This is a genomic window from Aureibacillus halotolerans (genome assembly GCF_004363045.1).
GTDB classification, from domain to species: domain Bacteria; phylum Bacillota; class Bacilli; order Bacillales; family DSM-28697; genus Aureibacillus; species Aureibacillus halotolerans.
The window spans coordinates 151,503-165,973 of record NZ_SNYJ01000005.1; the positions used below are offsets into that span (position 1 = coordinate 151,503).

11 protein-coding genes are annotated in these 14,471 nt (G+C 45.6%); 10 read left to right on the forward strand and 1 reads right to left on the reverse strand.

The window, feature by feature from the left end; genetic code table 11:
* Positions 1-419 precede the first annotated feature (419 nt).
* The 9 genes from thrS (at position 420) to EV213_RS08120 (ending at position 11,261) form a co-directional block, all read left to right on the forward strand.
* Positions 420-2,339 carry a threonine--tRNA ligase gene (gene thrS / locus EV213_RS08080; RefSeq protein ID WP_133580005.1) on the forward strand — a complete coding sequence of 640 codons (1,920 nt, stop codon included), beginning with the start codon at positions 420-422 and terminating at the stop codon, positions 2,337-2,339.
* 469 nt (positions 2,340-2,808) lie between these two features.
* Positions 2,809-3,237: an Hsp20/alpha crystallin family protein gene (locus EV213_RS08085; protein WP_166639215.1), complete on the forward strand. Its 429-nt coding sequence runs from the start codon at positions 2,809-2,811 to the stop codon at positions 3,235-3,237.
* 153 nt (positions 3,238-3,390) lie between these two features.
* Positions 3,391-4,128, forward strand: a complete 738-nt coding sequence (locus EV213_RS08090) for a sulfite exporter TauE/SafE family protein (RefSeq protein ID WP_133580007.1) — start codon at positions 3,391-3,393, stop codon at positions 4,126-4,128.
* 1,105 nt (positions 4,129-5,233) lie between these two features.
* A complete protein-coding gene (locus EV213_RS08095) occupies positions 5,234-6,334 on the forward strand; it encodes an amidohydrolase/deacetylase family metallohydrolase (RefSeq protein ID WP_133580008.1) in 1,101 nt (366 codons plus the stop codon).
* Positions 6,312-7,418, forward strand: coding sequence for a DgaE family pyridoxal phosphate-dependent ammonia lyase (locus EV213_RS08100; RefSeq protein WP_133580009.1), 1,107 nt, complete (start codon positions 6,312-6,314; stop codon positions 7,416-7,418). Before EV213_RS08095 ends, EV213_RS08100 begins: the two co-directional genes overlap by 23 nt.
* A gap of 5 nt (positions 7,419-7,423) precedes the next feature.
* Positions 7,424-8,176, forward strand: a complete 753-nt coding sequence (dagF, locus tag EV213_RS08105) for a 2-dehydro-3-deoxy-phosphogluconate aldolase (RefSeq protein WP_133580010.1) — start codon at positions 7,424-7,426, stop codon at positions 8,174-8,176.
* A complete protein-coding gene (locus EV213_RS08110) occupies positions 8,169-9,182 on the forward strand; it encodes a sugar kinase (RefSeq protein WP_133580011.1) in 1,014 nt (337 codons plus the stop codon). Before dagF ends, EV213_RS08110 begins: the two co-directional genes overlap by 8 nt.
* A 17-nt stretch (positions 9,183-9,199) precedes the next feature.
* Positions 9,200-9,910: a GntR family transcriptional regulator gene (locus EV213_RS08115; protein WP_243740041.1), complete on the forward strand. Its 711-nt coding sequence runs from the start codon at positions 9,200-9,202 to the stop codon at positions 9,908-9,910.
* Between the two features lie 25 nt (positions 9,911-9,935).
* On the forward strand, positions 9,936-11,261 hold the full coding sequence (locus EV213_RS08120) for a GntP family permease (RefSeq protein WP_133580012.1): 1,326 nt from the start codon (positions 9,936-9,938) through the stop codon (positions 11,259-11,261).
* 97 nt (positions 11,262-11,358) lie between these two features.
* Here EV213_RS08120 and EV213_RS08125 read toward each other — a convergent pair whose 3' ends face one another.
* Positions 11,359-13,305: a glycoside hydrolase family 127 protein gene (locus EV213_RS08125; protein WP_133580013.1), complete on the reverse strand. Its 1,947-nt coding sequence runs from the start codon at positions 13,303-13,305 to the stop codon at positions 11,359-11,361.
* A 126-nt stretch (positions 13,306-13,431) separates the two neighbouring features.
* On the opposite strand from EV213_RS08125, the gene EV213_RS08130 reads away from it, so the two are divergent.
* Positions 13,432-14,274, forward strand: a complete 843-nt coding sequence (locus tag EV213_RS08130; RefSeq protein ID WP_133580014.1) for a helix-turn-helix transcriptional regulator — start codon at positions 13,432-13,434, stop codon at positions 14,272-14,274.
* Positions 14,275-14,471: the final 197 nt, after the last annotated feature.

The window sequence follows — 14,471 nt, forward strand, 5'->3', positions numbered from 1 at the left end:
TATCTTTTTTGAGAAGACACGAATTCTTTCTTTCGTGTGCAAATCAGGGTGGAACCACGACGACAACTCGTCCCTTTTACTAGGGACGGGTTTTTTTGCGCCATAAAATAAATTAAAACGATGAGAAGGACACGCAACTCTAATCGTTTTCTTTCCAGAGAACAAAGGCCATCGGCTGCGAGCCTTTGAAGAAAACCTAGAGCTGTACCCCCTTCAAGTGCATTAGGGAACTGGGAGACCAAAGTATCTATTGACGGGTGACGCCGTTATCCGTTCAATGAAGCATAGGCATCGATTGATTTGGGATGTCTATGGAATCAGGGTGGAACCACGATAGTAAGCTCGTCCCTTTTGTGAGGGATGGGCTTTTTTTGTTGTTTTTTTTCTACGAATTTATTGAAAATAGGAGGAGCAAACCAATGAGCAAAATCACTGTTTTTTTACCAGATGGAAGAAGTCGAGAGGTCGATGAAGGGGCAACGCTTGCTAGCATCGTAAAGCAATTGAGCTCTAGCTTAAAAAAGCGTGCCGTTGCAGGGGAATTGAATGGAAAACTAGTCGACCTTAGCCATATGGTATGCCATAACGACCATATTCGGATTGTTGAGCTTGATTCTGAAGAGGGAATTCAGGTGCTTCGGCATAGTGCAGCCCATTTGCTCGCTCAGGCGGTGAAACGATTGTTTGGTAACATCCCGCTTGGCGTTGGACCTGTGATAAAAGATGGCTTTTATTACGATATGGACCTGCCAAGACCGTTGACACCAGATGATCTTGTGCAGTTGCAAAAAGAAATGGAGCGGCTCGCAGCAGAAAACTTGCCCATCCAACGAGAGGTCGTGTCCAAAGCAGAAGCAAAGAAATGGTTTGAAGAGGTAGGCGACCAGTTAAAGCTAGAGCTGCTAAAAGATGTGCCGGAAAATGAAGAGATTTCTCTTTATCGTCAAGGCGAATTTGTTGATCTTTGCCGTGGTCCACATGTTCCATCAACGTCTTGGATCAAGCATGTTCAATTGCTTCATGTCGCAGGCGCTTATTGGCGTGGCAACAGTGACAATGCCATGCTGCAACGTGTGTATGGAACAGCATTTCCAAGCAAGATTGCCCTTGAAGAGCACTTACACATGCTCGAGGAGGCGAAAAAACGCGATCATCGTAAGCTCGGTAAGCAGTTGGAGCTATTTGGATTTTCTGAAGATGCCCCTGGAATGCCACTGTTTTTTCCAAAGGGCATGCAGGTTCGCAACAAGCTAGAAGCCTTTTGGAGAGAGGCACATGAAAGAGCCGAGTATGTAGAGGTGAAAACACCAATCATGATGAACCAGCGAGTGTGGGAACGATCAGGGCATTGGGCACATTATCATGAGAATATGTATTTTTCGACAATTGATGAACAGGCTTTTGCTCTCAAACCAATGAGCTGTCCAGGGGCAATGCTCGTTTACAATAGCAGACGCCGAAGCTATCGTGAGCTGCCTCTTCGTTACGGCGAGCTAGGGCTTGTGCACCGCCATGAAGCGTCAGGGGCTTTAAATGGACTTTTGCGTGTTCGCAGCTTTACGCAGGACGATGCCCATATTTTTCTCCGACCTGCACAAATTAAAACGGAAATCCACCGCATTATTGACCTTATCGATGCAGTGTACAAAGTGTTTGGCTTTTCGTATGAGGTTGAACTGTCGACACGCCCCGAGAATTCGATGGGGTCAGATGAGCTTTGGAATCAATCGATTGCTGCGCTAAGGGAAGTGTTAGTTGAACGTGGCCAGCAGTTTGCTATAAACGAAGGAGATGGCGCCTTCTACGGACCGAAAATTGACTTCCATGTATCAGATGCCATAGGTCGATCCTGGCAGTGCGGTACGATACAGCTTGATTTCCAAATGCCTGAAAAATTCGGCTGTGTGTATATTAACGAAGCCAATGAAAAGGAAACGCCTGTTGTGCTGCATCGTGTCATTTTCGGCTCTGTAGAACGTTTTTTAGCCATTCTGATCGAGCATTATGCTGGCGCATTTCCATTATGGCTTGCGCCAGTACAAGTGAAAGTCCTCCCCATTGCAGATAAACACGTCAGCTATGCTCAGAAGGTAAAGCGAATGCTACAGGAAAAAGGCTGTCGAGTGGAAGTCGACGAGCGCGCAGAAAAGATGGGGTTGAAGATAAGAGAGGCAGAGCAAGAAAAAGTCCCTTTTATGATGATTGTAGGTGACGACGAAGTGTCGAATAGAAACGTCTCTCTCAGACAACGTGGCAAAAAGAATCTCGGCTCAATGACGATAGAAGAAGTGCTAGGGGAGATAGGGGATTTCCGGCGACCTAACAAGAGTGAAAAATAAATGTCATTTCCCTATAACGTTACGCTCTCTTTAAGAGGTAAGGAGATGACAACGGAAAAACGCTTTACATTAGGCGAGCTTGCAAAGCGAACAGGGGTCACAATCTTACGCTCCAGTACTAAGACAACATTGGGCTCTTGCCTGCTACGAGGGGAGAGCGTGATGAATGTCGCTATTACAGAGAAGACGATGTCTATGTGCTTCAGCAGATTATCTTTTCTTTACGCAACGAGAGCTCGATGCCCATCGGTCCGTTTATGAGCAGCGAGAGAGGAATGGTCTGAAGAGGATAAGCGCTTGATGGAGCTGACGGACAGATATATTGACCTCGCCGTTCAGTTTCGGCGTAGGGAAGGTGTAAAGGACTAAGAGGGAAACATAATGTATACAGGTCCTTTAATGTTTAGCACACGGAATACAGAATCTGAATATGCTAGAGCAAGCGATTCAATTCAGAGGAGGCATGTGTATGTCGTTTCTCCCTTATGATCCCTTTACACAGTTGGCAGACATTCGAAAAGATTTTGACCGTTTCTTTAATGAATTTCCGACTGCTTTTCAGTCAGCGGCGCAAGTTGGCTTGAGGTTGTATGAATTGGACGACGAGGTTGTGGCCACATGCCACCTTCCGGGGATTCGGAAGAAGGAAGATGTTGAGGTGGACATCGCGAACAATATGCTGACCATTCGAGCCAAGGTCAACCACAGCACCCCTAGCGATGGGGAAGTGCACCGTAAAGAAAATCATGTCAGTCAATTTCAACAGTCGGTGTCGCTTCCAGGCACCATCTCCACAGAAGATGTGTACGCTGTTTTTCAAGGAGGCGTTCTGGAAGTGAGGATGCCCAAACTCGGAGGGCACGAGCGTAAGGCGATTGATATCAAATTTCATGATTAACAACCACGACTCCACAGGTCAGGGTGGGACTGAACTGTGGAGTTGTTTGTTTAGTAAAACGGACCGAACACGATAAAAGGTCGACTGGACTTTGCCTGCCCAATCGTAGTACGCTTAACAGCGATCTTATTTTTTCATCGCTGGAGGCGCATCATGGCAATAACATTTACGATGATTGTCTTGGGTCTGATTGTCGGGTTCGTTGGAGCGGGTGGGGCAGGCTTTGTGATCGCATTGCTCACAACGTTATTTGACGTTCCCATTCATGTGGCATTGGGCACGTCGTTGACCGCAATGGCGTTTACGACCCTCTCAGGCGCATACAGTCATTACAGAGAAAAAAACACACATCTGAAAATTGGACTCATCACTGGAGGAGCTGCTTTTTTCAGTTCTTTTTTTGGCGCTCGTCTTGCCGCATTCATTCCAGAAGGGACGTTGCATTATTTCACTTCGGCGATGCTCCTGCTGTCAGCAGTAACGATGCTCGTTAAACTGTTTATCTTAAAAGACAAAGAAGCAGTTCCCTTTGATGGTGTTCGTCTTTGGCTTAGCGCCATTGGTTTAGGGCTTGTGACAGGCCTTTTGTCGGGCATGTTTGGTGTCGGGTCAGCGCCATTTATTCAAGTTGGTCTGTTAATGCTGTTGCATCTCACCATCAGGCAGTCCGTTGGAACGACGATGCTTGTCATTATTCCGATTGCCATTGGTGGGGGATTTGGCTACTGGACAGAAGGCTACGTAGATTTCCTTTTGCTCCTTAAGGTGCTTGTTGGCACGATGATTGGCGCCTACATAGGGGCAAAGTTTACGAACCTTGCGCCCAAGCCTGTGTTGAAGGCAGCAGTCGTTGCGACGCCTGCGTTTGCAGGGCTTTTGTTGCTTTTTTAAAAAAAGATTTATAGGAAAGTTGTTTTTTAGCTAGTCGATGCTTCTTTATATAGAAGAGAGACAATGATTCAAGCATCCAAATAAGGCTGTTCGAAAAGTTGTAACATGACTTTACGGACAGCCTTATTCTGATAAGAGACAAATTATTTTTGTTTCAGTCGTCTTACATTCGCTAGAGGACACTCGAGACTAGTGCCCCATCAGGTAACGAAGAGTTATGGTTCTTGTTTTCGCACAAGTTAACAGCTGGAAACCATTTTCTCTAGCAAACGGCTATACATTCGCGTTCACCTTAAAGGGTACAAGTGCATCATCGACTCGAAAAGACTTCGTCGTGATTTCTTTGTCGCAGGAGTCTCGCTAGTAGCCGTTTTTGGTTTATGATACAGAACGAATGAAATGAGAAAGATCTTTTTTGGTTTCATTTTCAACAGTTACCAAACGACATTCGTGTAAAAGGCACCAAGTCATCTACATTGAAACATTGCGCTGACTTGCCTTATTTGGTTGCAACACGGCTTTTACCCACTAAACGAAACCGATCCACATGAAAACAATGTACACAGAAATAAACATCAGCGTAGTCCACATACGTAGACTCTAGTGGGATCAGCGCGAGCTGAAGATCCCCTCGAAAAAGCCGTGCTTTTTCGAGGAAGCTGAAGCCATGCCCCACAGAAAGCGAAGGTTGTTGACGGAGCGGTCGACATTCCCGTGCCTGGAGTCTCACTAGTGACCGCTTTTGGTTTATGATAAAGAACGAATTAAATGAGACCGACCTTTTATGGGTTCACTTCATTCCTTTACCATACAACATTCGTGTAAAAGGCACCAGATCATCTACCTTGAAACATTGCACTTACTTGCTTTATTTGGTTGCAACACGGCTTTTTACCCCTATACGAGACCGAGCCCACAATAAAACAATGTACGCGGAAACAAATAATATCAAACACGGGTACGCAAAGTCTATCTTACTTATAACGAGGTAGGAGTTTTGGCTTCCTCGTTTTTCTCTCATCGAGTTAAACATTATAACGTTATATTTACTTTGTTAATTTTTTTTGTTACAGTGGTAGGCACTAGAGAAGAGAGGTGAGAAAAGATGAGCCGTCTCGTACTAAGAAATGTGAAAACGGTGACAGAAGACGTGTTTGATCTGACGATTGCTGAAGGCGCCATCACTAGCCTGGACAAGCCAGGCAGTGGGGTTGGTGAGCATGTGATTGATTTTAAAGAAAGCGTTTATATGTCTAGTGGATGGATTGATATGCATGTCCATGCCTTCAAGGAATTCTCGCCTTACGGAGATGACATTGATGAAATCGGATATAAACTAGGTGCGACAACGATTGTTGACGCTGGAAGCACAGGAGCGGATCGAATCGATGATTTGGTCGCTGCTGGCCGACAAGCCAAAACGAACTTGCTCGCCTTTTGCAACATCTCGCGTATTGGGTTGGAACGAATTGATGAGCTGACAGACAAGGCATGGCTGGATGAATCAGTACTTGTTCAAAAGGTGCAGGATCATCAAGACACTATTGTCGGGTTAAAAGCGCGAATTAGCCGCAGCGTAGTAGGTGAGCAAGGCATTAAACCGTTAGATGTTGCCAGGCGTTTTTCGGAAAAGACGCAGCTGCCTTTAATGGTTCACATCGGTTCTGGACCACCAGATATTCGCGAAGTGCTGGAGAGATTGCAATCGAGGGACATCATTACGCACTACTTAAATGGAAAAGCGAACAATCTCTTTGATGATTCCGGTCAGCCGCTCCCTGCATTTTTAGCAGCCATTGATCGTGGCGTTCATCTTGATGTCGGTCATGGAAACGCTAGCTTTTCTTTTGACGTAGCGGATCAAGCGAAGCTAGCCGGCATTCCTTTTCATACGATCAGTACCGACATTTACCGAAAAAATCGGCTTGAAGGTCCCGTGTACAGTTTAGCCAGTGTGTTAAGCAAATTTATTGCCCTTGGTTACTCGCTAACTGAGGTGATCGCAGCTGTGACAACAAGCGCTGCAACATGGCTTGGCCGTCCAGAGCTTGGACGAATTGAAGCAGGGGACGCAGCCAACCTGACATTGTTTTCTTTGGAGGACAAGCCGCTCACGTTGGTTGATTCCGAAGGTGCTGAACGCCTCACACAGCAGCAAATTAATGTTAAAGGAGTGGTTGTGAATGGCGAATACGTCGAACTCTAATTCAAAATACGGTCTTAAACGAGTCATTAATGCAAGTGGTCGCATGAGCATCCTTGGGGTCTCGGCGCCAACGGATACAGTCATGGAAGCCATGAAACAAGGTGGACAGCGTTACGTGGAAATCGCCGATCTTGTTGATAAGGCTGGCGCTCATGTCGCGGGTCTTCTCGGATCAGAGTCGGCCGTTGTGGTGAATTCAGCGTCCAGCGGCATTGCACTATCTGTCGCAGCGATTGTCACAGGAGGCAATCGACGCAAAAGCGAACGTCTCCATCAAGAGCCGATCGAGAAAAACGAGATCCTTCTGTTTAAAGGTCATAATGTGCAGTATGGGGCGCCCGTAGAGACGATGGTCTACCTAGGTGGTGGCAAGGTTGTTGAAGTGGGGTATGCCAATGAAGGCAAAGCGGAGCATTTAGAGGATGCCATCAATGAGCGGACCGCAGCCATCTTGTTCGTTAAGTCACATCACTGTGTGCAGAAAAACATGATATCGGCGGAAGAAGCATGGGAAGTTGCTCAAAAAGCTGGAGTTCCTCTGATCATTGACGCTGCTGCTGAAGAAGACCTTAAAAAATACGTGCAACTATCTGACCTTGCCATTTATAGCGGCTCAAAGGCGATTGAAGGACCGACATCAGGTATTGTCGCCGGAAAAACCGACCATATTGAAGCAGTTAAAATGCAGCTGCATTGCATTGGCCGCAGCATGAAAGTTGGCAAGGAAACAAGCTTCGGGTTGCTGCAAGCGCTAGATGAGTACTTTGTTAAAACGGACAACAGTCAAAATGAAAAAGAGTCCCTTCAAGGGCTAGCAACGCTGAGTGATCTCGCTGGTGTCTCTGTGTCCATCGTTCAAGATGAGGCTGGCCGAGAGATTTACCGCGCACGCATTCAGATTACTGAAGAGGAAGCGCCTTGTTCTGCGAAGGAAGCCAATGATCAGCTGAAAAACGGTTCAATCGCCATTTATACGAGAGATTATGGCGTGCGCCAAGGATTCTTTGACATTGACCCTCGACCGCTACAAGGGGACGATATCGATGTCATTAAACAACGCTTGCAAGACATTTTAGGGGGATGAATGAAATGGGAACAATAGAACAAAGGTTGTATAAAAATCGTGTGGCATTAAATGTGTTGGCCAATTCTATTGACAACGCAAAAGACGTGTTCAAAGCAGCTGAAGGGCATGTGTTGGTTGGTGTGCTTTCGAAAGATTACCCAACGGTGGACGAAGGCGTCACGGCGATGAAAGCTTATGGAGAAGCGATTGACGGAGCGGTGTCCATCGGGCTTGGTGCCGGAGACAACAGACAGGCAGCAGTGGTTGCAGAGATTGCCAAGCATTATGGAGGTAGTCACATCAACCAAGTGTTCCCTGCGGTCGGCGCGACACGAGCCAATTTAGGGGAAAAGGACAGCTGGATTAATGCTCTTGTCTCTCCTTCTGGGAAAACAGGGTACGTGAACATCTCTACTGGTCCAGAAAGTGCAGCGGCAGGAAAAGCGCTTGTGCCAGTCGAAGCAGCCATTGCGCTCGTGAAGGATATGGGAGGAAATGCCCTGAAGTTTTTCCCAATGAAAGGCCTTGCTTGTGAGGACGAATACCGCGCTGTTGCTAAAGCCTGTGCAGACGCAGATTTTGCCCTAGAACCAACAGGAGGAATCGACCTCGATAACTTCAAAACGATCCTGGCTATTGCCTTAGACGCCGGTGTTCAAAAAGTTATCCCTCATGTGTATTCTTCAATCGTCGACAAAGCCTCTGGAGAAACGCGTGTTGCCGATGTAGAAACGTTATTACACACAGTGAAAACCTTGGTGGATAAGTATGAGTAAACGAGTCGTGGCGTTTGGTGAGGTCATGATGCGGCTAGAGGTTCCGGGCTATGCATTATTGGCCCAAGGAGACAGCTTGAGCTATTCATTTTCCGGCACTGGCGTAAACGTCGCTTCGGCAATGACTCGTCTTGGTCATTCCGGAGCGCTCGTGACAAAGCTCCCAGACAATTCAGTGGGGGATGCAGCATTTGCATGGCTACAGCGTCTTGGAATTGACCCTGCTTTAATCGAACGAAGCGGAGCTTACTTGGGGATGTATTTCCTCGAAAATGGCTTCGGCACACGCCCGAGCAAAGTGACGTATACGAACCGACTTGAAAGTAGCTTCAATACGGCGGAATGGTCCGAGAGTACGCTGGAAAGCATTGCTGCGCAAACCGATTTGCTTCACGTTGATGGCATTGCTTTGGCGATGACCGATCGTGTTCGTGACAATATGAAGGCGTTGGCAAGGAAAGTAAAGGATCATGGTGGACAAGTATGCTTTGATTGCAACTTTCGCCCTTCGCTTTGGGGAGAGCGTGCAAATGAGGCGAAGGGGCATTATGAAGACATGTTGGCGATGGCTGATATCGTCTTTATGAATGAGAAAGATGCCTTGAATACGCTTGGATTGACAAGTCGCTATACGGATCGAGCAGATCAGCTTGAGGAGCTTATCCCACAAGTTGCAGACAAATATGCTATTTCAGTTATTGCAGGCACTCACCGTACGGTTCACAGCGACAACAGGCACTCCATTCGCGGCTATTTGTGGAAAGCAGGACGCTTTGCCTATGCCGAGCCACCTGCCTTTGCCGTGCATGACCGCATTGGCTCTGGAGATGCGTTTGCAAGTGGAATCTTGCATGGCGAACTTACAAAGTTGCCTGCAGAGGACACGGTCGCGTTTGCGGCGACGTCCAACATACTTGCTTGTACGATTACTGGCGATACGCCAATGGCTACGGTTGAGGACATTCGTCAGGCGATGCGAGGACATACAACGGATGTCTCCAGATAAGAAAGGGGGAGGGCGTTATAAGGAAGCGCAAGGGACCATTGTATTTGCAGATTAAGGAGACGATTAAGGATCGGATCCTTCACGGTGTGTATCCATTGTACACAACGATTCCTTCAGAGCCTCAGCTGGAGGAGGAATTTAGTGTTAGCAAAATTACAATCCGCAACGCCATTAAGGAGCTTGTCACGGAAGGGTATCTTGAAACGGCAAGTGGAAGAGGGACGAAGGTCATTGCCAATACACCTTCTCCACGGCTTGCCAAAGGGAAACGCTTCACGGAGTGGCTCGTCGATGAAGGGCACAAGCTAGAAAAAAGGATCATCTCGATTGCTCCATGCAAGGTGGACCCTTCCTCCTTCTTGTTTGGCTCTTTAGGTTCGACATGCCTGCAAGTGAAAAGGCTTTATTTACTTGATGAAGCCCCTTATATCTATTTTATTCATTATATAAAGGTCGATGAGCAAACGCTTTTGAATGTGCCGCAAACGATTACGTCGCTATACAGGTTTATGGATGAGGCGGGCATTCATTTAGAAGCGTTTAAGGATGAATTTTCCGTTGCTATCCCTCCTGAAGAGGTGAGCGCCATGCTTGAGCTTTCCGACCAATCTCCTTTATTGAAAAGGATACGTTGGTCAACGGATGAAAAAGCTCAATTGGTTGAATACAGTGAGGGGTATTATATGACGGACAAACAACATTATGTCGTCACATACAATGATCTTTAATCAAAGCTGTTAGAAGGAGGTTATTATGGATATTTATTTGCTTAGTATTACGTTTTTGTCGATTGTTATTGTTATCTTAGGGGTGTCTTGGCTTAGATTGCATGCCTTTTTAAGCTTGACGATTGCAGGCTTGTTCCTCGCAATTTTCGCAGGGGTTGAGCTTGGGTCCATCGTTGACGCCTATGAAAAAGGGGTCGGTAATGTCCTCGGGCACCTCGTCGGTATTCTAGCTTTAGGGACGATCCTTGGAAAAATGATGTCTGATTCAGGCGCCGGGATGCAAGTATCTGAGTTCTTTGTGAAAAAGTTTGGTCAGAAGCGTTTGCCTTGGGCAATGCTGCTTTCTGGTTTTATCATTGGAATTCCGGTGTTTTTCGAAGTAGGTTTGGTCATTTTGCTGCCATTGGCGATTGCGATTCGCAAACAGACAAAGCAAAACATTATTCTGATTGCCATTCCAGTTCTTGCTGGTCTTTCGATTGTCCACGGCTTAGTCCCACCACATCCAGGGGCGATGACGGCCATTGAGATTTACGGAGCCAATCTAGGTCAAGTATTGCTCTATTCATTAATCATTGCGTTTCCAACAGCGGTGGTGGCAGGCCCGATTTTCGCAAAATGGGTGCACAAGCGTGTTATTCCTGAAAACGAACCAGAGATTATAAAAGTAGAAACCAAAACTGACAGTGCCCCTGGGACGGGGATCTCATTTTTTGTTATTATTCTTCCTGTTCTTCTCATGATATTAACGGTCGTTACACCACTTTTTAATGTCTCTGGCGGCTTGGAGCAGTTTTTGCTCTTTATCGGTAACCCGGTCATTGCCTTGTTAATTTCAGTGTTCTTCGCCTATTTTTTCTTAGGATACAGAAAAGGAATGGATCGTACGATGATTCAAAAGCTTACGGAGGATTGCCTGCTGCCATTGTCCTCCATTATTCTTATTATTGGTGCGGGTGGCGCCTTTAAAGAAATTCTAATTGTGAGTGGCGTAGGTGATACGATTGCGACCATGTCTGAGCAGCTGTCATTGTCGCCGATCGTGTTGGCCTTCTTAGTGGCAGGCCTGATTCGTGTCGCAACGGGTTCCGCCACGGTTGCTTTAACGACAGCCGCGGGGATTGTTGCCCCAGTCGTCGCTCAGATGTCCGATGTCAATCTAGAGCTACTTGTGATTGCGACGGGGGCAGGTTCGCTTATGCTTTCCCACGTCAACGATGCAGGTTTCTGGCTCGTGAAGGAATACATGGGGCTCACCGTCAAAGAAACATTTAAGACGTGGACGGTCATGGAGACCTTACTAGCTTTCATTGCCTTTGGCTTAGCCCTTACGTTGGATATGTTTATTTAAATAAATGCCATACAAAGCCGCCCCATTTTAGAATGGAGCGGCTTTTGTACGCCTGAAAAATGTTCTGATTTCCTTTAAACTTGCCGTCTGAAGTCATTCAATTGGAGTGGGAATAACGAATCCAGACACTCATTTCACCCGTTTTGCGGTTTCCCCACAAATAATAGGGGATGGCGCGAAAGCGTGTTTCCTTTTTATTCTTTTGAAGTGGTCGATAGGATCGTTCCTCGGACCAATCTTGGTCTTCTATTAAGGCATTTCCTTCAATGATTTCACAGCCTCCCAAAATATCAGATGCGAAATGGTTGCTCAAATCAAGGTTTTCTGCAAGCGACAAAGCAGCAATAGGAGCGCTGTTATCAGCTTCTTCTATACAATACACCAAAGGGCCTCGCTGAATAGCAGTTTTCCCTATATTTGCTCGGATGTGAGGATGAGCAGCGATTAATTGCGTATCCATTGATAACATCCATTCTATCGTATCTCCATCTGCCCAGTTGCGTTCTATTTTTGCATACCCCTTTTCTACCTGATAAGGGTGAACCTCTCCGTTCACTTTTAAGATAGGATTTTTGCTATGGGACCAATCGGGAACTCGTAGTGCAAGTTCAAACAATTCATTGGTAGTACCCGGCATAGTGATATTAAATTGAACCTTGCCATTCCAAGGCATTTCAGATTGCTGCGTTATGGTCACTTTACCTCCAGCGACTGTCTCGAAACGTATATCAGATCCAATGAAAAGATGGACATAAACCGCTTTCCCGCCATTCGATACGTCGTAAATATAATCGTTTAGAGAGCTAAGCAATCTCGCCACATTGGGAGGACAGCAGGAACACCCAAACCACTTTTGACGAACTGGTTTGACATGACGCTTGTCTGGATTTTTCTCGCTTGCTTCTGGCCAAACTTCAAGCGGATTCACATAGAAGAAATGTTTCCCATCCTTCGACATACTGCCTAACACATTGTTGTACAGTGCTCTTTCCATCACATCAGCGTACTCGCTGTTGGCCTCCAACTTTAGCATCCTTTTCGCCCAAAAAATCAAACCTATTGAAGCGCACGTTTCCGCATACGCCATATCATTAGGTAAATCATAATCAAAAGTAAAGGCTTCACCTAAATGAGTCGCTCCAACGCCCCCAGTAATATACATTTGCTTGTGTGTTGTGTTATTCCACAAACGCTTGCATGCTTCCAGAAGCTCACTATCATTGGTTAGTCGAGCCAAATCAGCCATTGCGGTGTACATATAAACGGCTCTGACGGAATGCCCAACGGCAACGGATTGTTCTCGTACGGGGAGGTGTGCTTGATAAACTTCTAAATTAGGCTTCCCCTTATTCCAAATCGTTGTTCTTCCCCGACGCTCCCACTCTTCAATGAAGTACTCGGGTTTTTGTCCTCTTTCATCAATAAAGTAACGACTGAGGTTTAAATAGCGCTCTTCTTTGCTGACTTCATATAGCTTAACTAACGCCAGTTCAATCTCCTGGTGACCACAGTAAGCAGGCATTTGACCAGGCTCCCTGCCAAACAAGCTTTCAATTAAATCCACGAAACGGCATGCAATATCAAGCAAATAGCGTTTCCCTGTTGTCTGATAATATGCAACTGCCGCTTCAATAAGATGACCAGCGCAATACAGCTCATGTGCTTCATAGAGGTTTGTCCACTGCTTCCCAGCTTCTTGAATGGTAAAGTATGTATTCAAATAGCCGTTATCATGTTGTGCTTTCCCTATCAGTTCAATCGCTGCGTCGGCTGTATTCTCTAATTCTGAATCGGGATGATGACGCAACGAATAAGCAACGGCCTCCAGCCATTTGTACAAATCACTGTCTTGGAAAATCCAGCCTCCGAATTCCCCTTCTTCTAGACCTGCAGCAATTTTAAAATTACGAATCGAATAACTCGGTTCAGCATCTTTAACTCTGTCATTAAGTGCGTCCCATTGATAAGGGATGACTGTTTGACGAACCAGCTCTGAATAACTATGCCAGAATGGATCTTTTATTAGTACCTCTGTGTTTGTCAAATGAAACCCTCCTATAAAAATTGACTCTATTCTATTTCAATTATATCCTTTGGTATAGCGTCACTAATAGCGAAGTATTGAACTATTTTTTATAAAAAACAACACAACTTGGAAAGGAAATACAGAATGAGTTTGGAGACTTATGTTGAATTGCAAATACCGCCACTTCCTTATTATCTAGGCTCAGGCTACACTGAATTCGAGAGCGGTGACACTCATCCACACCGCACAAATTTGGGTATCTACGATTTAATTATTGCTACCAAAGGAGAATTGTTTATAGGAGAAAATCATCAGCAATGGACCTTGCGTAAAGGCGATGCATTACTCCTTCAGCCTGTAGGAGAACATTTCTCTGTTGAACCATGTAAGCAAACAACAGCTTTTTTCTGGCTTCATTTTGAGCATCCTAGTCATCGTGAGCATTCCTTTGATTCCCCGTTTCGGACATCCCGTCCATTTGCCAATCCCTACACTTTAAAACTCCCTAAGTACTCTCGACTGACAGATTCTCAAAGAGCATTTAATCTTATGAATCGTATGCTAGAAATGCCTATTGAAAGCTCCTTCTGGGAGGAACAGCATTTGATGGCGGAATTGTTGGCTATCTTAGAGCTGGGGGATAAGGGGGGAAATGGCTCAGCAGCAGCTCGACTCGCCATGAAGACAGCCACTTATATCCATGAACATTATCAAGAAAAAATAACGAATTCTACGCTCGCTTCAGCTCTTCATTTTCACCCTAATTACATTGTGCGATGTATGAAAATGAAATATAATCGGACACCAGTGGAATATCTAAATGACTTTCGCATTGAGAGAGCCAAACGCTTACTTATTACCACCGTATTGCCGATTGAGCGAATCGCTGAAAAAGTAGGGTTTCTTTACCCACCTTATTTTTCAGCATCCTTTAAACTAAAGGTGGGTAAATCGCCACTTCAATTTCGTAATCAATATTTGAACTAACCTTTGACTGAGGTTGATGATACTGTGCAACCCTTTGATCCACACGTAGGAATCTGTGGGGTTCAAGAATTTTAGAGGAGAAGGTAGTGTTTATCTCGTCAAAGGAAGAGGCGAACCTCTTTAAATTTTTTGTATTCTGTGTAAAATGCTTTTTGTTTCGCTGACCCACTCGATTTTCATTTCTTTGCAAAATGAAG